General features: G+C 65.4%; 13 protein-coding genes, 2 tRNA genes and 1 pseudogene. 1 reads left to right on the top strand and 15 read right to left on the bottom strand.

The window, feature by feature from the left end; genetic code table 11:
• Positions 1-173: 173 nt before the first annotated feature.
• The 11 genes from L8V22_RS09515 to L8V22_RS09465 form a co-directional block, all read right to left on the bottom strand.
• Complete coding sequence (locus L8V22_RS09515) at positions 174-1,907, bottom strand: ABC transporter ATP-binding protein (protein WP_238801894.1); 1,734 nt, start codon at positions 1,905-1,907, stop codon at positions 174-176.
• Positions 1,904-3,682, bottom strand: coding sequence for an ABC transporter ATP-binding protein (locus L8V22_RS09510; protein ID WP_238801895.1), 1,779 nt, complete (start codon positions 3,680-3,682; stop codon positions 1,904-1,906). The genes L8V22_RS09515 and L8V22_RS09510 overlap by 4 nt, the downstream gene beginning before the upstream one ends.
• Entirely contained in the window at positions 3,679-4,362 is a 684-nt protein-coding gene (locus L8V22_RS09505) for a class I SAM-dependent methyltransferase (RefSeq protein WP_238801896.1), read from the bottom strand. The genes L8V22_RS09510 and L8V22_RS09505 overlap by 4 nt, the downstream gene beginning before the upstream one ends.
• Before the next feature lie 73 nt (positions 4,363-4,435).
• Complete coding sequence (locus tag L8V22_RS09500) at positions 4,436-5,173, bottom strand: ABC transporter permease (RefSeq protein ID WP_005325972.1); 738 nt, start codon at positions 5,171-5,173, stop codon at positions 4,436-4,438.
• The gene (locus L8V22_RS09495; RefSeq protein ID WP_005325973.1) at positions 5,170-5,922 is read right to left on the bottom strand and encodes an ABC transporter permease; all 753 of its coding nucleotides are present in this window, start codon (positions 5,920-5,922) and stop codon (positions 5,170-5,172) included. The genes L8V22_RS09500 and L8V22_RS09495 overlap by 4 nt, the downstream gene beginning before the upstream one ends.
• Positions 5,919-6,962 carry an ABC transporter ATP-binding protein gene (locus tag L8V22_RS09490; protein WP_086589202.1) on the bottom strand — a complete coding sequence of 348 codons (1,044 nt, stop codon included), beginning with the start codon at positions 6,960-6,962 and terminating at the stop codon, positions 5,919-5,921. Before L8V22_RS09490 ends, L8V22_RS09495 begins: the two co-directional genes overlap by 4 nt.
• Positions 6,959-8,137: a saccharopine dehydrogenase family protein gene (locus tag L8V22_RS09485; RefSeq protein WP_238801897.1), complete on the bottom strand. Its 1,179-nt coding sequence runs from the start codon at positions 8,135-8,137 to the stop codon at positions 6,959-6,961. Before L8V22_RS09485 ends, L8V22_RS09490 begins: the two co-directional genes overlap by 4 nt.
• Entirely contained in the window at positions 8,130-14,450 is a 6,321-nt protein-coding gene (locus L8V22_RS09480) for a non-ribosomal peptide synthetase (protein WP_238801898.1), read from the bottom strand. Before L8V22_RS09480 ends, L8V22_RS09485 begins: the two co-directional genes overlap by 8 nt.
• Before the next feature lie 10 nt (positions 14,451-14,460).
• Positions 14,461-16,233: an AMP-binding protein gene (locus L8V22_RS09475; protein WP_238801899.1), complete on the bottom strand. Its 1,773-nt coding sequence runs from the start codon at positions 16,231-16,233 to the stop codon at positions 14,461-14,463.
• Between the two features lie 174 nt (positions 16,234-16,407).
• Positions 16,408-18,654, bottom strand: a complete 2,247-nt coding sequence (locus L8V22_RS09470) for an ATP-binding cassette domain-containing protein (protein WP_238801900.1) — start codon at positions 18,652-18,654, stop codon at positions 16,408-16,410.
• A 107-nt stretch (positions 18,655-18,761) separates the two neighbouring features.
• Positions 18,762-19,265, bottom strand: a complete 504-nt coding sequence (locus tag L8V22_RS09465) for an ECF transporter S component (protein WP_236587136.1) — start codon at positions 19,263-19,265, stop codon at positions 18,762-18,764.
• A 631-nt stretch (positions 19,266-19,896) separates the two neighbouring features.
• Between L8V22_RS09465 and L8V22_RS09460 the strand changes: the two are divergent.
• Positions 19,897-21,105: pseudogene (locus L8V22_RS09460) on the top strand (IS110 family RNA-guided transposase).
• A 356-nt stretch (positions 21,106-21,461) separates the two neighbouring features.
• Here L8V22_RS09460 and L8V22_RS09455 read toward each other — a convergent pair.
• From L8V22_RS09455 to gyrA, 4 genes are all read right to left on the bottom strand, one after another.
• Positions 21,462-21,534, bottom strand: a tRNA-Ala gene (locus tag L8V22_RS09455).
• Positions 21,535-21,543: 9 nt separating this feature from the next.
• Positions 21,544-21,620, bottom strand: a tRNA-Ile gene (locus L8V22_RS09450).
• Positions 21,621-21,782: 162 nt separating this feature from the next.
• Positions 21,783-22,121 carry a DUF3566 domain-containing protein gene (locus tag L8V22_RS09445; RefSeq protein WP_238801575.1) on the bottom strand — a complete coding sequence of 113 codons (339 nt, stop codon included), beginning with the start codon at positions 22,119-22,121 and terminating at the stop codon, positions 21,783-21,785.
• Positions 22,122-22,124: 3 nt separating this feature from the next.
• On the bottom strand, positions 22,125-24,677 hold the full coding sequence (gene gyrA / locus L8V22_RS09440) for a DNA gyrase subunit A (RefSeq protein WP_238801574.1): 2,553 nt from the start codon (positions 24,675-24,677) through the stop codon (positions 22,125-22,127).
• Positions 24,678-24,744: the final 67 nt, after the last annotated feature.

The following is a 24,744-nucleotide window of genomic DNA, read 5'->3' as shown; positions in this document are numbered from 1 at the left end:
GGCGTCACCAACATCACCGTCCAAGACGTGTGCCCCGCCCACCGCACCGAGCACTACGGCTTCAATTACGACCCTGTCGCCCAGGGCATCGTCGAGGACCCGCTGACCGGGACGGCGTGGCGGGACCACTGCACCGGTACCGGACCGGAGCGATGGTCCTCGACGGACGAGGATCAGGCGCCCGGGGAGCCTCCCGTCCGGCACGTCCACGACTCGGCGTAGCGGCCGCCCTTCGCCAGCAATTCATCGTGCGTGCCCCGTTCTGCGACCGTCCCGTCCTCCGAAAGCACGACGATGAGGTCGGCATCGCGGACGGTGTGCAGGCGATGGGCGACGACGATCACGGTGCGATCGCCGCGCAACGCTTCCATCGTGCCAACAATCGCCCGCTCAGTGGCCGCATCCAGCGAGGACGTCGGCTCGTCGAAAAGCACCACCGGGGAATCCTTCAGAAGCGCCCGGGCGATGGCGACGCGCTGCCGCTCGCCTCCCGACAGCAGCGTCCCCTCCTCCCCCACCGGGTTATCCCACCCGGAAGGCAGCAGCTCCACGATGCGGTCCACCCCGGATCGCCGGGCGGCCTCGCGCAAGCGGTCTCCGTCGCCGGGCCCGGAACCGAATCCGGGGTCGGCGAAGACCACGTTGTCCCGCACGGACGCGTCGAAGAGGAACGTCTCCTGGAACACCGGGGTCACCAGCGAGTTCACGCCGTCGGTGCCGATCCGAGGCAAGGGCACCCCGCCAATGAGGATCTCCCCCGAGTCCGGATCATGAAACCGCGACAGCAGCCGCATGACCGTCGTCTTGCCCGCCCCCGAAGGTCCCACTATGGCGACCAGCGCTCCCTGAGGCGCACGGAAGCTGACGCCGTCGAGGACCTTCTTCTCCCCGTACCCGAAGCTCACGCCGCGGAACTCCACGTCATGCCCGTCGGGCAGCTCCGGTGCGGCAGGCTCGGGAAGGACGGGGATCGCCCGCAGCTCACGCAGCGCAGCCAACGTGTTGCGGCCCGCGCCGAAACCGCCGGACAACGCTCCCGCCGTGGTGATCGGTCCGGTGAACTGGACGACCACAATGAGCATCGGCGCCAAATGCGCCGGTGACATCCCGCCCGTCGCGGCGACCGCCACGGCGACGACCACCGCCGCCGTGAACACCGCATGGACGACCGAGCCCAACCGTCCGATGGCCGCGCCTTGCGTCGACGTCGCCTTCGCGAACGCATCGTGTTGGGCCTGGATCGCCTCATCCACCATCGCGTCCGCCGCCGAACCGTCGCCCGCGGCGCGAATCACCTGCTGGCCGCGGGTGAACTCGATCAGCCTGCCGGAGACGGCAGCGACGGCGTCAGCATGCGCTTCGTCCGACTCCCCGCCGACCCGGCCAATGGCCCGGTAGGCGAAGAAGAGCACCGGCGCCGACGCGACGAGAACCAACCCGACGCGCCAATCCATCGCCAGAATTCCGAGAGCGATGACGGTCGGCGTAACCACAGCGGCGATGACGGGCCGCAGGATCACGTGCGGCACGGACGCCGCGAACGCCATGCCCGAAGACGCCATCTCCGAAAAGCGGCCGGCCGTGGACTTGGTGACGTACCCGAGTGGCAACGTCAGCACGCGTTCGCCCAGGGAACGCAGCAGGGACGACAGCACCGCTGCGGAATTCGCCCTGCCGACCGTCCCCGCGGCGAGGGACAGCACCGCATGGGCGGCCGCGAGGCCGGCGATGACGCCGGTGAAACGCCACGCCGTCGCATCATCTCCCTCGGCCAGAGCCGACAGCAGCGGCAGCAGCGCGACGAACGCCGCTCCCTGTGCCAGCGCGGCAAGCGCGGCCAACGCAATGAGCCACGCCAGCGTCATCTTCGAGTGCCGATCCGTCATCGACCACAAGTCCCGGATCATCGGTTCCCTGCCTTTTCATCGTCTGCTTCAGTGCCCCGCGGGGCGGATGGTTCGTCGTCGAGGGCGAACGCGCGCCACAGATCCCGGTAGCGGCCACCGCGCGCAAGCAACTCGTCGTGGGTGCCCGCCTCCGCGACCGCTCCCCCATCGAGAACGAGGATGCGGTCAGCGTTGCGGATCGTGCTCAATCTGTGCGCAATCACGATCACCGTCCGCGAACGAGCCAAACGCTCGATTGCGGACTGAATGAGGGCCTCGGAAGCCGGATCCGCGTAAGCGGTTGCCTCGTCGAAGATGAGCACCGGCGCGTCCGTGACAATCGACCTCGCGATGGCCACGCGCTGCGCCTCACCACCGGAAAAGGTTACGTCGACGTTGACCACCGAATCCAGGCCCTTCGGCAGCGCCGCGATGACCGTATCGAGGTTCGCGAGCTTCGCGGCCGCCATGATTTCGCCGTCGGTGGCGTCTCTCCTGGCCAGCCGGATGTTCTCCCGCAAGGGCAGCGTGAGCAACTGCGGATCCTGGAACACCACCGACACCGAACGGTGCACGTCGCGCACGGCGATGTCGCGAAGATCGTCGCCGCCCAGCAGCACCGAGCCTTCGACAGGGTCGTGGAAACGCGCCAACAGCCGGGCGACGGTGGACTTTCCGGAACCGGAGGGTCCCACCAGCGCCGTGAGGGCCCCCGATTCGAACGTCGCGGACATCCCGTCGAGGACCCGCGGCCCATCCCCGTAGGAGAAGACCAGGTTCCGGACCTCGAGCGCGCCTCCGTGCACGGGCACCGGCTCGGCGGACTCGGTGATCGGCGGCGTGCCCAGCACCTCCGCGATGGACTTCAGGGCGGCGATCCCCGCGATGATGGGTTCGGAGTTCATAGCCACCCTCACGATCGCCGCGGAGAGTCCAAGGCCGAGAACCAGCCCGGCGACGAGACCCTCCGGTTTGCCGCCCGCGGTGTCCCTCAAAGCGAGGCCGGCGCCGCACACCACTGCGAGGACCGTGATCGGGGACGTCACCACGTCGATGAGCCCGAGATAGATGTTCGACTGCCGGGACCAGGCGGACCACGCGCGGACGAACGACGACGCCGCGGCATCGTAGCGGCCCGCGCCCTGGCTGGCGCGTCCGAAGGACTTCATCACCGGGATGCCGCGCACCAACTCGATGACCGCAGCCGTCACTTTTTCAGAGGCTCGCTCGTAGTCGCGCTGAAGACCGGCTCCGCGCGAAATCATCACGCCCATCAGGGCGAAGGTGACCAGCACCGGGACGACCGCCACCGCCGCGATCCGCCAATCGACCGCGACGAGCGCGATGAGGGAAAGCAGGGGAACCAGCACCGCCACCACGGTCTCGCCGACGGTGTGGCCCATGAGCTGGTGGACAGCCGCGACGTCCTTCTCAACGGACCCGATGATCCCCGACGAGCGCCGGGCGTCCAGCCAACCCAGCGGCAGCTTCCGGATATGGGCAACCAACCGGCGCCGGAGGTGGAGCTGCAGGTCGTTATCCGCCCGGTGCGAGAGCATGCCGGCGGCGCCGTCCGCAGCCATTCGCACCGTCGCGGCGACGACGATGACAACCACGGCCAACCACGTCCGATGCACCGGGGCCTCCGGGTACGTCATCGCGATGTCGATGATGCCGACCAGCGAAGCGACGGTAGCCACCGACGACAGGACGGACAACGCGACCACCGCACGCATCCGGGTCCGGATCGGGGCGAGCAGCGACCACGGGCCGACGGTCCCGTCCACGGCGCTCACTTCCCCGCCTCCCCGATCGCGCTTTTCTTCGCGAGAGTGCAGAAATACACCATGCCGGCGCGTGAGGCTCCGTCCAGCTTCAGCCCGTTGGCTTCGGCGAGGTCCTCGAGCTCGCTGCCCCGGAACACCCGGTGGCCCATCTTCGCCATGACGGCCATGTCGACCCGCTCGTTCACGTCGGGATCCTCGACGAACGTCTGCACGTAAGCGATGCCGCTGTCGGCGAGCAGCCCGGAGACCCTGCCGAGCGCGGCTCCCGCATCCTTCATTTGGTGGAGCGCGCCACACACCCAGATTTCACAGGCCCCGCCGGGCTCTCCCGCGAGCGGCGTGAGGATGTCGGCAACGTGGAATTCCGTCCGGGCCCCGAGCCCGTCGGCGGCGGCGCGTTCGCGGGCGATGCGGATCGCATTGGGCGACAGGTCGTAGCCGACGATGTTCGCCCTGCGATAGCGAGACTCAGCGGCGAGCGTGCGGGCGAGCCACCCGGTTCCGCAACCGAGGTCGAGGACCCGGGCCGGCGCATCCGGCCCGGGATCCAGCGCACGGAGCTTCCGGTACACGGCGGCGGCGTCCATCGGTTCGCGCGCATAGCGGCTTAGGAACCTCGGCTGGACCTTGTCCTCGTAGGCCGCGAGGAGCCTGCGGTTGTTCTGGACGATCTGGGCGATCGACTTCATCTGGTTCTGTCTCCGGGTGTGTGGGCCGCGTCCACGCGGCGGTTTCGGGTTAGATGCTCGGATTCGCGGGCCGTCATGCAGACTCCCCCGGCCTCGTTTTCACGGCGATGCCCCACGCCGCGAGCACGGCGATACCAAAGAACCAGGCCGCGCAGACCACCAGACCCGCAGCCCCGGTACCGTTGACGGCCTCGCCGGCCGCGGATACGGGGGTGTGCCCGGCGATTCCGCGCAGGAGGGGACGGAAGTGGTCGGCGGGCATGAGCACCGTGTTGACGAACATCGCAACGATTATCAACGGGATAAGGGCCACGGATCCCTGGGGGCTGGTGATGGAGAACGCGATGTACGTGCCGGTGCATGCGGCCGCCGCGGCAACCATCGCGCCGGTCACCGTGATCCTCCACCACCAGGACACCTCCAGGGGGCCGTCGGAAAGCAAGGCGGCCACCGCCGCGACGACGATCGTCATCGCCATGATCCGGATGAACTCGGCGATTATCCGTGCGGTCGGCACGGCCGCGTACGGTGCCGGCATTGTGATCAACCGCTCGTGGAGGCCATTGCTGCGTTCAACGAACACGGTGGACGATCCCGTGATGGCCAAGATGAACGCCCACGCCGTTACGACAAGGATGACCGCGTTCCGGAGTTCGAACTCTCCGGTGAGCTGCCTGACCAGGCTACCGAACATGCGGTTGACGATGAACAGGTACACGAGCGGAGCAATGAACGTCATGAACCAGAAGTCAGGGCGCCGCAGCCAAGTGTGGACGATGCGCCGCAGATGCACGAAAATGGCGTCGATCATGATTCGCTCCTCGAGGTGAACAGGCGGATGAACAGGACGATTCCGACGACCGTCGCGACACCGAGCCACAGGGCGGCCTCTTCCCCGGCGTGATTCGGGAAGGCGCCCGGGGACGCCGCCCTGATCACCTCGATCACCGGCGAAAAAGGCATGTGGCGCACGATGTCGCGCAGGGAGCCGTCCACAGCGGTCGTCGGAATGAACGCGGTGGAGAACATGAGCAGCAGCATTTCCAGCGCCTGGATCGATGAGGCCGTCGACACCGGAGCGGGCACCATCAGGATCACCCCGTCCGTGACCAGGGACAGGACCGCGGCAGCGAGCAGTGACCACAGGACTGTCCACGCGACGTCACCGAGAGCCATGTCGAGGCCACAGGCCCACGCGACGATCAGCAGCGCCGCGATCGACGCGGACATCCGCAGCACATCGGTGGCGAGCCTGCCGGCGACATAGCCGCCCGTGGCCCCGGGCAACACGCGCACACGGTCGACGAGCCCGGATTCGACGTCCTGTCCCACCGCCATCGCCGACGCCGCGGCGGTGAACATCGCCGCCTGGAACAGGCAGCCGCCGAGCACGAAACGCAGGTACCCGAAGCCGGATTGCCCTGCTGAGTACCCAAACACCGCGTACAGGCACAGCAGGAAGAGGGGAGGAACGACGAACATGGAGATCAGCGACGCGGTGTTGCGTCGCAACAGCAGCAGATCCCGACGGAGGAACGCCGCGACCGACGTCGCACTCATCGCGCCGCACCCCCCGCGTTCATCGATATGAACACCTCGTTAAGGGTGGGCGGCGACACGCTCAGCGAATCCGGCAACGCTTCCGAGGCCTCCATCGCCCGCGCCACCGCCTCGAGGACCTGCGGTCCGGGGTCGACGTCGAGGGACACCATCTTCCCCGCGACGCGGGCGCGGTCCAGACACGCTCCCCTTAGGCAGCGGGCGAATGCCTCCGCCCCGGCGGCGGTGGCGAAGGACACGCGGAGCACGTGCGACCCGAAGTCGCGACGCAATTCCTCCGGCGTTCCGCTGGCGACGATGCGGCGGTCCTTGAGCAGATGGACGTGGTCTGCCAGCGCCTCCGCCTCTTCCAGGTACTGGGTGGTCAGCACCAGGGTCATTCCGTCGTCCCGCAGTTGCCGGATGAAGCCCCACAACTCTTCGCGGCTGACCGGGTCCAGCCCCGTCGTGGGTTCGTCGAGGAACAGCAACCTGGGCACGACGCACAGCGACGCGGCGATGTCGAGGCGGCGCCGCATACCACCCGAATAGGCCGACGCCAACGTCGAGGCACTGTCCGCGAGCGAGAATTGCGCGAGCAGTTCCGTCGCGCGGGCGGCCGCGTCGGCGCGGTCGAGTCCGCGCAGACGCCCGAAGAACTCCAGGTTCTCCCGGCCGGTGAGGTTCTCGTCGATCGCCGCGAATTGGCCGGTGGTGGCAATGTCGGCGCGCACGCCCGCCGGATCCTCTTTCACATCGCGCGAGAAGATGCTCACCTCGCCGGAGTCTGCGGTGATGAGCGTCGACAGGATTCGGATGAGGGTGGTCTTGCCTGCGCCGTTGTGGCCGAGGAACGACACGATCGACCCGGCGGGCACGGTGAAACTCACGCCGTCGAGCACATGCTTGCGCATCCGGGCGCCGCGCTTTCCCTTACGCCCGCCGTCCGGCGGAGCACCTGCCCCGCCTTCGGGCGCGGTGCCGGCTTTGCCCGCAATCGGGTAGCTCTTCGTGAGGTCGCGGACGACGATCGCCGCACCCCGTTCAGCTTGATCCGTCATCGTTTCTCCTTTTCTTTGGTGTCGCAGTGGGCCGCTGCCGGCAGTGGCCCCGTGGTCAGGTTGTCATGCGGCGTTTCGATATGGATGCCCGCATCGCGGGCGAAGGCGAGGACCGGTTCGAGGAGCCGGGGGTGGCCGACGAGATCCCGGCACCCCGGCGCGACCGGCTTCCCCATGACCGACGCAACGGTGGCGGCGGCAATGGCCGCGGTCATTTTGTAGGAACCCGGGCCAGTCGCCCGGACGACGGTTGTCTCGGCCGCCGACCCCGCATCGCCCGCGCCGGCGGAGGACAGTGCGACGACCAGCTCGGCGGGTTGCGGAGTGCCCTTCGCCCGCGCCTTCCGCGACGTCACGGCCGCCCCGAGACGGGCGAGCAGACCGGAGACGACGGGCATCGCGTACAGTCTCGACGTGCGGATCTTCTCCACCGACTCATCGGGGAGAGCATCGAAGGCGACGTGGTAGGAATATCCGAGGATCGAGGGGCACACCTCGCGTACGACGTCGATGTCCGGGCATTCGTAGCCGATTCCGCTTTGCGACGACACCAGGTTGCGCCGCACTTCGACGATGGCGCCGCCGAGCATCGCGCGGTATCCGCCGCGAATGGTCCGGAACATCGACTCGACGGACGCGGCCCCGGATTCCTGGTCGGCGCCAATTCGCAGATCGACCCGCACATCGCGGACCTCTTCGGCCCCCGCAGCGCGGGCCCCGAGCATCAACAGGGCCGTCGACAAGCCCGGGCACAGGCCGAACCCGGTGAGCACGGGAACCCCCTCCCGCCGAGCATCCCCGTCGAGGGCCATGATTGCGCGGCGGGCGTCGATCGAATCGTTGACGTCGATGTACCCGGTGCCTGAGTCGATGCAAGCACGGGCGAGTGAGTCTGCATGCACCTCGAACGGGCCGGTGCAGTTGACCACCCAATCGTGTTTGTGGAAGACCCTGCAGATCTCGTTGTGGCCGGCGGCGATCCTCAGCGGGAAGTGCCGCCCCGGGCCATCGTCCGGTTTCTGCCGGGAAGTGTAGGCCAGCTCAATCCCATCGACGACGCCGAGCATCCCCCGGACGAGCCGTCCGGTGACGCCGGTACCTCCGGCCACCAGCACTTTCACGGGTTCGCCCCCGTCGCGGTCCCGTGCTTCCCCGCCGTTTCGTCGGTCAGTCACTTTCTATCTCCTTTCCCCGGTCCCGCGACCGGTCGATTCCATCGGACGACGGGTCCACTGCCCTGTCATCCGTTTCCGGTGCCCGGCGCCGGCGTTCGATGTACTCCCCGATGAGAGCCCCAGTCAGCGCGGCATCCTCTCCGAGGACGAACGAATAGTGGTTTCCCGCGACGCCGGCAACGCAGAGGTCATCGACGAGGTGGTCCCGCCACTGGTCGTGGTTGTGGGCCTCGCCGTCATCGGGGAGAACGAACAACGCCTCCCTCACCCGCCCCTCGGGCCGGTACCGGGTACGGGCATCGATGAGCGAGCGCAGCGAGTTAAACTCCGTAGCCGTCACCCGGTCGCCGGAAAGCCCAAGGTCCTCCAGGAGCGTCGGTGCGACCGCCGCGGCCAGGGCACGCAGGCGAGCCCCCCGTTCCCCGTCGGTCTCGTCGACCCCGTCGAACTCCGCCCAGAGGCGGGAAACCGGCGTTCCGTGCGGGAGATTGGCGATCGAGGGCACCACCCGGGACAGCAGCCCCTTTTCGGATTCCGCGTCGAAATCCCCGACGTCGACCGCGATCCCCGGAGCCAGGCTGTCGAGAAATACCAGCGCGGGATCGAGATCGGCCAAACGGAGCACCATCTCGGCTGCGATGGTGCCGCCGAGGCTCCATCCGACGATCGCCGGGGCGGCACCGTCGACGAGCACCTCGCGGACCCGGCCCGAGTAGTGGGCCGCGATGTCGCCGATGCCGGTAGCGTGGGGGAATGGTCTCTCGAACTCCGCGAAGCCGACACCCCACACCTGCCCGCCACCGGGGATCGCGAGTGCCAGGTCTCGGTAGATGTCGACGGTGCCGAATCCGCCGTGGACGAGGAAGATCGGGCGCGCCTCATCGCCGCTGCGCAATAGGACCAGCGAACGGTCCGCGGCCGACGCGCCGGGGTCATCCGCGTCCCGCCGGTCGGTCGGCGTGGCCGTCGACTGGTCGACGAGCTCGGCCACGCCACGTGGCGTCGGCTTGGCCAGCGCTTCCGCGAGCGGCACCGACGCCCCGGTGATGTCCTGAATCCGCTGCATTAGCTTCACGAATCCCAGGGAGTCGTAGCCGAGGAGGAACAGGTCGTCGTCCGCGCCGGCTTCGGCGCCGCCGAGATCGGCCCGGACCATCCCGGTGATGACCGTCAGGTATCCGCGAGCTCGGCCCAACAGGTTCCCGGATGCGATCCTCGAGATCGCGCCCGACCTGTCGCGCTCCGCCGATGACGCGCCCGCGACGCCGTCGTCGATCGCCCCACCGCCGGAAGAAGTGCCCCCGACCGCCAGGCGCAGGTGCCGAACCTGGCCGACGCTCAGCGGCGCCGCTTCGGGGCAGCCCCCGGCGAAGCCCGACACCGACCTGATGTAGTGGTCGAAGATGTCCTCCACCAGTTCCGGTTTCAGAATCTGCTCGACGAAATCCCAGGCGACGTTGATACGCCCGTCGACCTCCATCACCTGGTTGTCCAACAGCACCTGCGGGGTCTGGGAGATGGCGTAATCGACGTCTCCCAGGACGTGGGCATCCCTGCCCGAGCCATCGCCTGCCGCGGAACCCTCGCCGAACAGCAACGAGGTGTACACGAACGGCGCTACGGCCTGTCCGACGGGCAGACCCCGGTGGCGCGCGATGGCGCCGAGCAACGACACCCCGGAGTACCCGGCCGCTATGTGCCCGAGCAGCCGGTCGCGCAGTTCCGCCGTCCACCAACGGAGATCATGGTCGGCGGCCGCTTTCACCGGCATCAGAATCACGCCGGTGAAATCACCGAAGACGCCGGCGACGTCGGCGATTTCGGGATCACGATTGTACGTGGTGATGTTGATGCCGACCGAATCCCCCCTCGACCACAGCGACAAGCTCGTCGCATAGCAGGCGAGAAGCAGTGCGGACACGCTGCCGTCGGCGGCGCTGGCCCGTTCCCGCAACAGTGCGGTTTCCGCAGCGGTGAATGTGTACGTCAGGCGACGCATCCGCGGCACATCCACGTCCGCGGCCGCACCGCTTGATGGAAGGGTGTTGCCGGGCGGGAATTCCTCGACCACCGTCCGAGTCAACGTCTCTTCGCCCCGCCCGACCGCCGAAGCTTCCCGGCGCTTCATCTCCAAGACGTACGTGCGGTAGTCGCCAGTGACAGGGGGAAGCTCCATTCCCCGGTACAGCTTGTCCAGGTCGTCGATGAAAATCCGCTGGCTCGCCCCGTCTCCGATGATCATGTCCACGCTGAAGAACAGGCGGTGCCGCCCGTCCGGGAGCGCGAACGCCGACAGATGGAACAAGGGCCAGCTGCCCAGATCGAATACCTGGTGGCTCAGCTCATCGCGCTTGCGCCGCACCGCCTCGACCACGGTCGCCTCATCGGCGGCCCGGTAGTCGGCGACGTCAATGCGGTAGCGCGGAACCTCCGGCAGGATCCGCTGCGTGGCTTGTGCGGTGAACACGACGCGCAACATCGGATGCCTGCGGATTAGATTGTCGAGGGCTTCCTCCAGGCGGTCGATGTCGATACCTGGTTCTGTGACGGATTCGATGTAGTAGTGCTCGGTGACGCCGCCCAGCTCGAACCCGGAGTTCCGGCCAACGTAGTAGGCCTTCTGCATGTCGGTCAGGGGGAACGGCGCGTGGGGGTCGTCCCCGAATTGTTCCACCGGATCCTTCCCGTGGGCACTCGCGGAACATTCTCGGGCGCCTCCTGCGGCTGAACCGGCACCGACGGCGCAATCGAGGGAAGACATTGCCTCGGCGACGTCTTCAGACTCGGCCCTGGACTCCCGCATGGCTTCCGAGACAAGGCCGGCGATGTGCGCGATGGTCGGGTCGGCGATGACGTCGCGGAAACGGAGCCGGACTCCCGTCTTCTGCCGGATCGCGCGCATCATAACCTGGAATTGCAAGGAATCGCCGCCGCGGCGGAAGAAAGACTCTCCCGCGCCACACGTCGGATCCGCGGCACCCGTCGACGGGGCTTCCCCGAGGATCTCGTCGAAGACTCCGGACACCAACTCGATCGCCCCGGGGTCGGCGACGGAACCAGGCGCGCCCACGGCTCCGGCCCCGGCGGCCTCGCTATCGGCCGTTGCCCCGCCGCCCGCGGCGCCGACGTGCCTACGAATTTCCTCCTGATCCAGTTTCCCGTTGACGGTAACGGGCAGGTGCGCCACCGGCAGCAGGACCGTCGGTACCATGTACGCTGGCAAGCAGCGGGCAAGCTCGGCCCGGACGGCATCCCGCGAGCCGGTCATGTCGTCCGCCGGAACGTAGAGGCACGCCAGGAGTCCCCGATCGCCCGATTCGACGACCGCCGCCATCGACGCGGTCACCAGGCCGGACCGCTCGAGGACCGATTCGATTTCTCCAAGTTCGACGCGGAAGCCCGCGATTTTCACCTGACGATCGCGGCGGCCGAGAAATTCCACAAAACCCTCCGCATTGAACATGCCCACGTCTCCGGTCCGGTAGCAGCGCCCGATACCTGGGACATGCCCGAAGGCGGCAGCGGTCCGCTCCGGATCGGCCGCGTACCCCTGCGCGACCCCGAGACCGCTGATGTGGATTTCCCCCGGCACGCCAACGGGGCAATGCACCCCGTCGGGCGCGAGCACGTGGATGCCCTGGTTCGCCAGCGGGTACCCGTAGGGAATGCGGTTTTCCAGGCTGTCGCGTTGCAGCGGGCAGTGGATGGACCAAATGCTTCCTTCGGTCGCACCGCCGAGGCTATTGATCGACGCGTTCGGGAACATGGCCATGGCGCGTGCCGGAAGCCCCGCTGCGATGCGATCGCCGCTGAGCAATACGGTGCGCACATCCGGGAACACGTCGTCGTCCGCCGCCCGGACCAGGGCGAGCTCCAACAGGGCGGGCGCGGAGTTCCACAGCGTGACCCGCTCTTCCCGCAAGACGTCGAGGATTTCATCGGCGTCGCGTTCGTCTCCGACCATCGTCACCGTCGCGCCTGCCGCGAACGCACCGAACACGTCGTAGACCGACAGGTCGAATCCCAGCGACGACAATCCGATGATGCGATCGGCGGAGGTGACTCCATACCGCCGGTTCACGTCGAGGATGGTGTTGACGCAGTTGCGATGACTGATCCGCACACCCTTTGGACGGCCCGTGGTCCCCGAGGTGAAGATGACGTAGGCAAGGTCGTCAGGGGCAGTGCCGGGCGAAGAGTGAGCACCCGCGCTGCCCGCGCGGTCGCAGACTTCCGCGGCTGCGGGCTTGCCGACGCCCGCCACTCCGCTTTGGTCCAGTTCATCGATCATGCCGGTGTCCAGAATCGGGCCCGCCGCACCTGAGGCTTCCACGACGTATTCTTGTCGCTGGGTCGGCATGCCCGCGTCGACAGGCACGAATGCGGCTCCCGCACGCAATACGCCGACCATGTTGACGATGTCGTCGGGATGCTTGGTGTAGCGCACGATCACCGCATCCCCCGCCCCGACGCCGGAATCCGAGAGTTGGCGGGCGATGCGTCCGGCCCGGGCCCAGACCTCGGCGTAGGTGTACGAGATGCCCCGGGCAGCGAGGCGCACGGCCGGTGCGTCCGGAGTCGCCGCGCATGCGGCTTCGACAAGCGAAACCAGGGTGTCATCGTGGATCGGTCCCGCAGCGTCGTTGTAGCGGGCGACGGCCCCCTCCGTCTCCGCATGACGGATGGGCAGAGCCTCTCCACCCTCCGCCACCACGTCCAGGGCCTCCGCAACGGCCCCGAACATCGCATCTACCGCAGGGAAGTAATCGTCGACCACGTCCCACGACAACACCATCCCGCCCGATGCCGGCATCACCTGAATGTCGAGGCACACCTGCGCGGTTTGCGTGTAGACGCGTTCGATGACCGGGCTGCGCCCGCTTCCCCGCTCGCCGCCGAGGTAGCTGGTGAACACCACCGGAGCAGTGGCCTGGGACTGATTGGCCGCGTCCCGAAGGAATCGCTGTAGTACCTCCACACCGGAAACGCCGCGGTGGGACAGCCCTTCGCGGATGTCCAGGTCGATCACCTCCGCCAACCCGTCGATGGTCGCGGCTCTCCCGGCGTCGACGCCGACGAGCATCGATGAAGTGAAATCTCCCATCACCCTCGTGCCCGCAGCGAGGCCGCTGCGTTCGCTGACAGTCACATTGACCGTCAACGCGGATTCGGGCAGCCACCTGCAGACGACGGCGGCGTTGACGGCCATCACCAGCGACGACAGGGTAACTCCAATGCGGCGGGCACGTTCGCCGAGCTTGGCGGTGACCTCCGCGTCAAGCACCGTGCCCAAGCGCCGGGTCGACCAATCGTCGCCACCCTCCACGGCCGCCGGGAACTCCGGGCGCCGCGGCAGATCTGCGGCCTTCTTCTCCCAATAGGCGAGGTCCTCGGGCCGTTTCCCGTCGCGCCGGCGCGCGGAGATTGCCGCCACGGCATCCCCATATCTGGAAGCCGGAGCCGGCGACTCCCCGGCCAGCAAGGATTCGAGCTCGTCGAAGAACAGGTACACCGAACCCGCATCCATGACGATCATGTTGAAGTAGATGAACATCCTGCACCCGCCCGCATCTGCGAGCAGCCTCGCGGCGACCATGGGACCGTCCTCGTTCGACGATCGCGCCGCGGTTCGCATGTCCCGACGGATCTCCCCCACCGCCGCGTCGACATCGTCGCCGGACCCGACTACCTCGACGGTGGCGAGGCACGCGCCGGTCGGGCTCAAGACCCCGGCATCGACGTCGAGCCGATGGAACAGCACGTCGTGACGCCCGAAGACCGCCTGCACGGCCTCCTCCACCTGCGGCAGCGGATGGTCGTGCCGGGATTCCGCGTAGATGTACGTCGCTTGGCCGCCAAGCTCGATGTCCTCGTCCGCGCCGAGCAGATAGGCGGTCTGGATCGGATTGAGCGGGACCGCATCCGCGGGATCGGCCCCATTTTTGCCGGCCCCGCCGTCATCCGACTCATCCGTCGCCGCAGCGGGGTCGGCAGCGGCGCCTGCGGCAGATCCGGCATCAGCGCCACCCCGGGCCGCGTCGATGGTGGCCGCCAAATCAGCGACCGTGGCCCCGGGGTCCATCGCCGCGTAATCGATGCTGACCCCGTACTCATCCTCCAGCGCCAGCAACATCTGGAGGAAAGTCAGGGAGTTCGGGATGTGGTCGCGGAGTTTCACGTCCGCCGAATCCAGGTGCACGCCGATGGCGTCGGCGATGGACTCCGACAGCCGTTCGGGGGCGACTCGGACCCCGGTGCGGGTTCCTCCCACGGCGGTAGATGCGACGGCCGGCGCGATCGTTTCATTGGTCATGGTCATCGCCTCAGAGCAGAGCCTCGAGCTTGCGGCGGAGCTTCTTGCCGTTAGACGCGACGGGCAGCTCGTCGACCCACAGAACCCGGGAAGCGGGCACCCCGGCGACGCGCATCAGCTCGGTCATCGCGGAACGGGCCACCGCCTGTTCATCGATCGGAGTTTCATCCACGTCCGATTGCCCGACACCGGTCGCACCGTCGGCCGCACGATCGGTCGGGGTCTGCCTGGCCAGGAACACGGCGATCTCCTCTTCGCCCGTGGCTGGGTTGCTCCGGCCGAGAACGGCGACATCGCGGTCAAGCACATTCTCCAGCACGGCTTCCAAATCGGCCGAATAGTAGTTCCGGCCGTTGACGAAGATGATGTCCTTCTTCCGGCCGAGGACGAACAACTCGCCGTCGCGGAGAATGCCCATGTCCCCCGTGGCGAACGTCCCGTCATCGGTAAGCTCGTGCTCCACGATCCCCTCTGCCGTGATCGCGGCGCGGGTCATCGGAGCGCCGGCGATGTGGATTTCACCGACGGTGCCGTCGCCGAGGACCCCGCCCCCGTCATCGCGGATGGTCAACGAGATCCCCGGGACGGCCTTGCCCAAGGCGACGAACTCAGCTCCAGACTCGCTCTCGATGTCCTCGAAACGCTGCCCCATGGTGATGCCCTTCCGGTCAAGCCGCACCGTGGACAGACCCGAGTAGATGTCCCGGGTCGTGACCAGCAGGCAAGCTTCAGACATTCCGTAGGCGGAGGTCAGGGCATCCTCCCGGAGGCCCATGGCGGACATCGCCGCGAGGAACTTCCGGGCCAATGGAGCGTCGATGGGTTCAGAACCGCTCATCAGCTTCTGGACGTTGGAGAAGTCATAACCGTGGTCGGGCCCGAGGGGCCGGCGCTCGAGATGGCGCAGGAAGTGCTTGAACGCGAAGTTCGGGCACACGGTCACCGTCGGCCGGTGCCTGGTCACGGCCTCGAACCAACTCCGGGGATCGGCGATCACCTCGGAAACCGGCAGCAACACCTGGTCATACCCACGGAAAAGGGCGTAGACGTGGAAGCCAATCAGCGAAAGGTTGTGGGTCAAAGGCAGCCACGTGAGCATCTTGTTCTCGTACCGGTGCGCGTGGCGTGGGATCGTCGCGCGCAGACCGTTCAGCACGGACTCGTTGGTTACGATGACGCCCTTCGGCGATCCCGTGGAACCGGACGAAAACTGGATAAGGGCTTCGCCGCCCGTCCCACCCCGCACCGGGAACGCGGGGACCGCGCCGGCGCCCTCCCCGGAATCCACGTCCCCCGGCTGAGAGAAGTCCGATTCAGCATCACCCGGCATCGCCGCCCCCGGTTCCGCGGCGGCGTCATTGACTATGGACACGTCGAGCAGCCGGTCCTCGTCCACGACTACGGCACCGTTTGCGCCGGTGAGCAGCGTGTGACTGCGTTCATCGACCAGGATCGGGGCCCCGGGCATCATGTCCAAGAGCGTCCGCACCCTGTCGACGTCAGCCGGGCCCGACACCGGCGGCGCAAGCGCCGGAACCGCGCCGACGTAGACGCAGCCCCAGAACGCCCGGATGAGCCCGCGGTTCTCCGAAACCTGGAAGATTATGCGGTCGTCGGGGCCGATGCCGGCTTCGGCCAACCGAGTCGCAACCGCCACCGCCTCCGCATGGACCCGGCTGTACGGGACGAAGACGTCCCGCCGGTTCTCGACGAAGGTGATCCCCTTCTTCGTCTCATCGGCCTTGTCCCGAAGCACGTCGCTGATGGTCCGGATCGTGTTCACTGGTACCTCTTTCGGTTGTCGGCGCCATGCAGGTGCCGGGCGGACCGGGCCCGCATGGCGTGACCCGGAGGATGTGTCTGAAGGGTTGAAGGGGTGAAGCAACTGGGTGGGGCGCGTCTCCGCACAGGCTCGGAAACGCTCGCGGGCTCGGGGCCCGCCGGTTCCGGGTGCCCGTCAAGTCACTGCGGACACCAGGGCGGCAACGAAGGCCGCGGCGGACGCTGCGGCCGCGAAACCGTCACGCACTCGCCAGGGGTGATCGGTGCGGAAGGTACGCCGCGGATGGCGGCCGAAGTTGCGCATCGCCAGGGTCAGGGACAGCTTTTCGGCGCCGCGCACGGCGCTGACGAACAAGGGGAAGGCGATGCGCGCGGGCGTCGTCGCGCGAATGAAACCGGAGCGGAAAAACTGCCCTGGTCGCATCGAGCGCAATCTAATCGCCCATGTCAGCTGGGGGATTTCGCTGCGCAGGAACGCCGCGATGCTCACCCCGGAAATCGCTATGGTGCACCATGTGTAAGGCACCCGGAGGCGTTGCACCATGGCGTCGAAAAGCTCCTCGACGCGCATGCACGCGGAGACCAGGACCGTCCCCGCGAACACGGCCGTCAACAGCAGTCCGTGATGGATGCCGTGGCGGACGGCCTCCGCCGCATCCCCACCTCCGTAGAACTCGGAGCGCCACCCGATCAAGCCGAAGAACACCCCGCTCAACAGGACGAGGAGGACCTTCCCTGCCGTCGCCCGAACGTCGCGTTCCGCGATCGCAGCGAGTGCGAGGAACGCGACCACCGTCAGCACGACAACGGCGTCTCCGCCGGAGAGTAGCCCGGCGGCGACGACGAGCATCACCGCCGCGACAATCGTGATGGCGTTCAACCCTGCGCGTCTTCGAGAGGCGGATTCACTGGTCCAGGGGTTTTCATTCCCGGACGTCCCTGCGCCGGCCGCGGGCAGTGCGCGATCCCGCCGGGACGGCTCCGGGGCAGCCGGCACGTCGACCGCGGGACCAGACCAGGCGACCTTCCCTTCGGCGACGATGCTCGCCCGATCCGCCCACGTTCGCGCGGCACGGCGGTCGTGGCACGTGAACACAACGGTTCCGCCGGCCCCGGCGTATTCCGTCAGCGCATCCAGTACGATGCGCGAGCTCGGCGAATCCAGGTGCGCCAACGGCTCGTCGAGAAGCAGCAAACGGCGATTGGCCGCCGCCGCTAGGAAGATTCCCAACAGTCTTTTCTGTCCACCCGACAGGACGAACGGCGAGACAGGGTCAAGTGCCCGGGGGCACAAGGCTTCCCGCAGTTTCCTCAGCTCATCGGCGCCGAGTGGTCCGTGCGGGTCCGTGCGGGCCAGCGCGGAGGCGATTTCCGCGGCGACGGTCGCACGGGTGAACTGGTGCTCGGGGTTCTGGAACGCCCACGACGCGAAGGCGTCGGGGGCGCGCCGGGCGGACTCGCCGTCGATCCGTATGTCCGCTCCCGCCTTCATCTGGCCCGACAGCACCGCCAGCAAGGTGGACTTACCGGCTCCGTTGGCGCCGACTAGAGCATGGATCTCGCCCCGTTCCAGTGTCAGATCAGCCCCGTTCAGGATCCGCTCCCCGCCCCGGGCCACGTTGGCTCCGGTCAAGGCCAGCAGCGGAACGGCATCCGCCTCCGAATCCGGATCGGTGCCATTCCCGGCCCTCCGGGACTTTCGCCGCCGGTCCGGACCGGGACGGTCCGGCGCTCCCGTGCCCGGCGTACTGTCGTCCGGCGTTCCGGTGGTCGCGGCCGTCGTCGCAATGCCCTTCACCGCGATGCCCTCCGGCGCTCGTTGGGCGGCGACGCTCCCGTCCACATCAAGGATTGTCACCGTGTCGACCCACCCGTCAAACGGGCGGAGGTCGTGCTCGATGAGCAGGATGACGCGCCCCGGAGCCCGCAATTCACGGATAGCGGCGAACAGCGACCGACGACCATCCTCGTCGACGTGGGCCGCGGGCTCGTCGAAGATCATGACCTCCGGCGCACTGGCCACCGCACCGGCGATGGCCATCCGCTGGCGTTGCCCGCCCGACAAAGCCCACGGATCCTTCTCCGCGAGCTCTGACAGCCCGAGCTCTGACAGGGCCGCGGCTGATCGCTTGGCGACGATGTCAGCTTCCACGAGGGAAAACTCGAGGGCCATGGATACGTCATCGACGACTCGAAGCGTGAGCACCTGCGTCGCTGGGTCTTGCCCGACGAAGGTGACCCGGTCCCCGTCCACGGGGCATTCGGTGCCGTCGGCATCGACGATATGCACGGATCCGGCATGGTCGATGGGGATGTGCGAGGGGATCAGTCCAGCGATGAGGTGGGCCAGGCTCGTCTTTCCGCATCCCACGGGTCCCGTAATGACGTTGATCGTGCCGAAATCGAAGGAGAGATCCACCATGTCAGGTGCCCATCGCCCATCGGCGTGCCGCACGCCCGCGCCACTGACCCGTAACCGGGCCGGGGCCGTCCCGCGTGTCGCACCGGCGCACACGGGTGCTCCGCCGGTCACCGGGTGACCTCGCGGCTGCGAAGACCCTTTGCGACGGCAAAGCCCAGGACCAAAAACACCAGGCTCGATGCCAAGGCTACGCCGAAGCTGATCAGGGTCATGGGCGTGGTCGGCGAGTTGACGCCAACTGCGCGCGGGGCCATCGTTCCCATCATCGCGGAGAACAACATCGCCGACGCCACGAACTGGGGACGCGTCCACCGCCGGTACAGGGTGACCATGAACGGAAGCTCGATGAGCAATCCTTCCATGATCAGCGCCCCGATCGCGGCGACGCCGAACGGGGTGGTCGCCGCGGACACGACGCCCATGGCAAGGCACGCGATGAGGCTCGCGCCAGGCTTGCGGACGACGATGAGGGGAACGACGCACTGCAGGAACCACAACCCGAGCGTCGCCGCGACGAGATAAACGTGGGCGATGCCGGCGAACACCTGCAGGTAGGTCAGGGGCACGACGACGAGAGACCCCGCGACGCCGATCGCGGCGGCGACGAGCATATCGCGGGTGGATGGTCGGCCACCCGCTGCGACCGGTGCGACGTGTACCAACCGCCCGTCGTCCGTCTGCGACGCCACCGCGTCGCCGTCGCCCGTCCCGTCCGGGCCCGCGTCCCCGACTCCCCCTCCGGAGAGGGGTTCTCTGGTCGATCCACATTTTCTGTTCATCGTCGCCGCCTCGCTTCCGTTGCCGATTCCCGATCGGGACCATAACTTGAAACAGTATTAGGTTAGGCAATCCTTATCAACTTATGCCAGACTCGAATTATTGACTTTGCCCCCGTTCCCCCCCATTTCGTTGTTAGCAGTTCCACCTCAGAGCACCGAAGATTCATAGCCTGTCCACCCGATTGGGCGGGTTATGTTTATTTCCGTTCCCTCCGTCTGAAAGGACAGTAGAACTAGTCGCTGGCTTCGGTATGGCTTATTCCCGCCCCTGTCTGAAAATGATCCGGGGGTGATGCCGCCGAAGACAGTGACATACTCAAACAGCTCAATAGGAACCTGACCCAGCCCAGGTGGTATGAGGTCTCACAGTAATGTAGATGCCAGTACTAAGTATGTCCGACCACCCCCAGCGATGAAGCTCAAATAGTCCAACTTCTAATTCATCGCTAGGAGGAACACACCCATGGCCTATGACTTCGTCATTGGCGTGGACGTCGGCAAATACTTCCACCACGCCTGCGTCCTCGATCCCCAAGGCAGGCAAGTCCTGTCCAAACGCATCAATCAGCATAAAAGCTCGCTCCGCAAGCTCTTCGGCCAATTCCTCGCCGACAACACCTCAGTCCTTGTCATTGTCGATCAACCCAACAACATCAGCCGATTAACCGTCGCAGTCGCCCAAGACATGGGGGGCAGACGATCGCTATCTACCAGGGCTTGCGATGCGACAGCTCTCTCGCATCCACGTCGGCAACTCAAAGACCGATGTACGCGACGCCTACGTCATCGCCCATGCCGGTCTTAACCTTCCAGACGCCCTGCGCAACGTCGACCGCGTTGAGGAAGTCTTTACCCAGCCAAAAGTTCTCAACGGTATCGACGAAGACCTCGCCCGAGCCTACACACGCCAAATTAACCAGATGCGATCCGCGCTCGTGGGAACCAATCCTGCATTCGAACATGTCCTGCGCGGACAGATGATTCACCGAAAATGGATCCTCCACCTACTTGCAAAATACGGCGGCCCCACCAAGATTCGACGCATCGGTAAAACACGCCTAGCAGCCTTTGCGCGCAGTCACAAAGCACGCAATCCCGAGCCTGTCATCAATGCCATGCTTGCTGCCATCCACGGACAGACCATGTCCATTGCCGGCGCAGAATACGCCGAACTTGGCGTAGCAATGTCCGCCAAAGACGCACTGGCCAAACTCGAGCATCGCAAGGAAATCGAAGCACAGGTACTCAAGCTCATTCAAGACATTCCTCAAACCGAGATTCTTTTATCCATGCCCGGCATCGGCCCACGTAGCGCCGCGCAGATCCTCATGACTGTTGGCGATATGTCCGACCTCCCCGATGCAGCGCACCTAGCGTCCTATACAGGCCTATCACCACGGACAAATCAATCAGGAACGTCCATTATGCCGAATTCACCCAACCGCGCTGGCAACAAAAATTAAAGAACGCCCTATGGCAATCGTCTTCTGCATCGACCAGATTCCACGAGCGTTCCCAGCAATTCTATGAACGAAAACGCAAAGAAGGCAAAAGACACAACGCCGCAGTCGTCGCACTCGCACGCCGACGCCTCAACGCTCTCTTCTCCATGATGCGAAACGGCGAGCACTACCGAGACATCTCTACAGCTCAGGAGGCTGCAGCAGCCTAAAGCCAACAGACCCCCATCCAAGCCGATTGCACAGCAAGCCCAACCGGCTCCTCAAGGTACCCAAAACAACATCTACGAGACGAAGCAGAAACCCTTCACACCCCCAACAAGCCCACCCACGGAGTTGACAACCTATATAGGAACACCCCCCTTTTCGAGACTGGCTTAGCCGTTGTCTTCAACGATATCGTCCATCCAAAACTCGGTTTTCGTCGACGGTTTTGCTGGTCTATATGGACGAAAATGGTGATCCGAGTAAATCACTCGCCATTGTGTCACTTCTCAGAGTGCTTGAGAATGAGCGCAGAAATGAAAAATGTCCGGCCCCTCCGAAGAGGAAGCCGGACTACATGCTGTGGAGCATAGGAGAATCGAACTCCTGACCTTCTGCTTGCAAAGCAGATGCTCTACCAATTGAGCTAATGCCCCATTGTTCCGTGGTGGGCCTAGCTGGAATCGAACCAGCGACCTCATCGTTATCAGCGATGCGCTCTAACCGACTGAGCTATAGGCCCTTGTGCGGAACGAGAATTAACTCTACATACTATCCCCGGATTTACACAAATCGCCTGTTCAGCAGATATTTCCGGCAACTCAAAAGCGGGGAAAGATTCGCACGAAAGAAAGAAAAATACCGGCACCCGAAGGTGCCGGTATCTTCAAACGCAAGAGAGGCGCTAGCGGCTGTCTAGGTCGACCCGCAGGCCGCCAAAGACGTCCACGATGGCGTTGTAAATAACCGCCATCAGTGGTGCCAGCAACGTAAGGAGAACGGCGAAAATAACGCCGATGAGCGCGGAGGCGGAGATAATGACACCGAAGGTGACCTCGAATCCGCCGCCGACGCCGCCGACGAGGCTATTGAGCGATTCCCAGATGCCCACCTGGTTCAGGCCGATGTAGAGCAGGCATACGGCCAGCATCCAGGCAATGAGTCCGACGAGTGACAAGGCCAGACCAACGCGGAACGCGGAAATGGGCGAGATTCGCGTAATCGTTACGTCTCGTCGTGCCATTAATTACTCCTCATCCTTGGAGGCATCGCCAGCCTTGTGCTCCTGCTGGACCTCATCCACGGTCTTTTCGCCCTTGGCTACAGCCTGAGCGTCTTCCTCACCATCTTCTTCGACGTTGCGGTCGATGGCAAGCAGTTCGACGTCGTCGGCCAGGTTCACCAAGCGCACACCCATGGTCGCACGGGAGGACGGACGAATCTGGTCCACCTCGGTGCGGATGACGCCGCCGGCAGAGGTGATGGCGAAGATCTCGTCATCCTCATCGACGGAGATGGCGCCGATGAGCTTGCCGCGCTTCGGGGTGTACTTGAAGGTCATAACACCCAAGCCACCGCGGCCCTGCGGGGTGTATTCCTCAATGGCGGTGCGCTTGCCGTAGCCGCCAGAAGTGGCTACCAAAAGGAACTCGCCATCGTGGACCACGGACATGGATAGCAGCTGGTCATCGCCGCGGAAGCGCATGCCCTTCACACCGGCGGTAGCGCGGCCCATGGGGCGCAGCTGGTCGTCGTCGGCAGTAAAGCGGATAGCTTGGCCCTGCTCGGAGGTAAGCAGGATGTCATCGCCCTCGGAGACGAGCTGTGCGCCGATGAGCGCATCGCCCTCGTTGAGGTTGATGGCGATAAGGCCAGCGGAACGCGCGGACTCATAATCGGTCAGGCGGGACTTCTTCACGCGGCCCTGCTGGGTGGCGAGGACCAGGTAAGGAGCGTCCTCGTAGGACTGGATCTGGATAACCTGAGCGATCTTTTCTTCCGGCTGGAATTCCAGCAGGTTAGCTACGTGCTGGCCGCGTGCGGCGCGACCGCCCTCTGGCAGTTCATAGGCCTTGAGGCGGTAAACACGGCCGAAGTTGGTAAAGAACAAGATCCAGTCGTGCGTGGAGCAGACGAAGAAGTTCTTCACAATATCGTCCTGCTTGAGCTCAGCGCCGCGCACGCCCTTGCCGCCACGCTTTTGTGCCTTATAGGAATCCACCTTGGTGCGCTTAGCGTAGCCGGTAGAGGTAATGGTGACCACGACGTTCTCGCGGGCGATGAGGTCCTCATCGGTGACATCGCCGGTCGCCGGAATAATTTCGGTGCGGCGTTCATCGCCATACTTATCGACGATCTCTGCCAGCTCATCGTGGACAATCTGGCGCTGGCGCTCCTCGCGGGCGAGGATATCCTTCAGGTCGGCGATTTCGCGCTCGATCTCCGCCAACTCGTCAATGATCTTCTGGCGTTCCAGTGCAGCCAGCTTGCGCAGCTGCATGGCTAGGATGGCATCGGCCTGGATATCGTCGACGTCGAGAAGCTCCTTCAAGCCTTCGCGCGCCTCGTCCACGGTGGGCGAACGACGAATAAGGGCGATGACCTCATCCAACATATCCAGGGCCTTGACCAAACCGCGCAAGATGTGGGCGCGCTTCTCGGCCTCGTTCAAGCGGTACTGGGTACGGCGAACGATGACCTCGATCTGGTGCTCCACGTAGTAGCGCAGCATCTGATCCAGGCGAAGGGTGCGCGGCACGCCATCGACGATGGAGAGCATATTCGCGCCGAAGGACGTCTGCAGCTGGGAGTGCTTGTAGAGGTTATTGAGCACCACGCGGGCCACGGCGTCGCGCTTAAGGGTGACCACGATGCGCATGCCCACGCGGTCGGAGGACTCATCCTCAATCTTGGAAATGCCCGCAATCTTGCCGCTGGCCACGGACTCCGCGATATTGGAGATGAGGTTATCCGGGTTGACCTGGAACGGCAGCTCGGTGATCACGATGGTTTGGCGGGATCCAGACTCCTCGATGGAGGTCACACCGCGCAGACGGATGGAGCCGCGGCCGGTGGTGTAGGCATCCTTGATGCCCTGATCGCCCACAATGAGGCCAGCGGTGGGGAAATCCGGGCCCTTGACGCGTTCCATGCAGGCTTCCAGCGCAGCCTCTTCATCGGCGTCTGGATTATCTAGTAGCCAGTAGATGGCCTCAGCCAGCTCGTTGAGGTTATGCGGCGGGATATTGGTGGCCATACCCACGGCAATGCCGCCCGAACCGTTCATCAGCAGGTTTGGAACGCGGGACGGCAGTACGTCCGGCTCGCTGGTTTTGCCATCGTAGTTGGGCGAGAAATCAACGGTGTTTTCGCGGATATCGCGCACCATCTCCATCGCCAACGGGGTGAGCTTACACTCCGTATAACGCATTGCTGCTGGGCCATCGTTACCGCGGGAGCCGAAGTTACCCTGGCCATCCACCAGTGGGTAGCGCATATTCCACGACTGGGCCAAGCGCACCAAGGTGTCATAAATGGCGGAGTCACCGTGCGGGTGGAACTGACCCATGGTGTCCGAGACCGGGCGGGCGGACTTTACGTAGCCGCGCTCCGGCCGGTAACCGGAATCGAACATCGCGTAAAGGATGCGGCGGTGCACCGGCTTTAGTCCATCGCGCACCTCCGGCAGGGCACGGCCGACGATGACGGACATGGCGTAGTCGATGTAGCTCGACTCCATCTCCTCATTAATGTCAATGGGAAATATGCGATCAAAAAGATCGTCGTTATTGTCACTCATAACGCCAGATTCTACCCTTTAGCGCCTTTCAGGGCCCGAATTGCCGCACGCATGGTATCACCGTGGT

It is taken from the genome of Corynebacterium yonathiae (genome assembly GCF_027570195.1).
GTDB lineage: Bacteria > Actinomycetota > Actinomycetes > Mycobacteriales > Mycobacteriaceae > Corynebacterium > Corynebacterium yonathiae.
The sequence above is the reverse complement of the archived record's forward strand: the minus strand, read 5'-3'. Positions and strand labels throughout refer to the sequence as shown.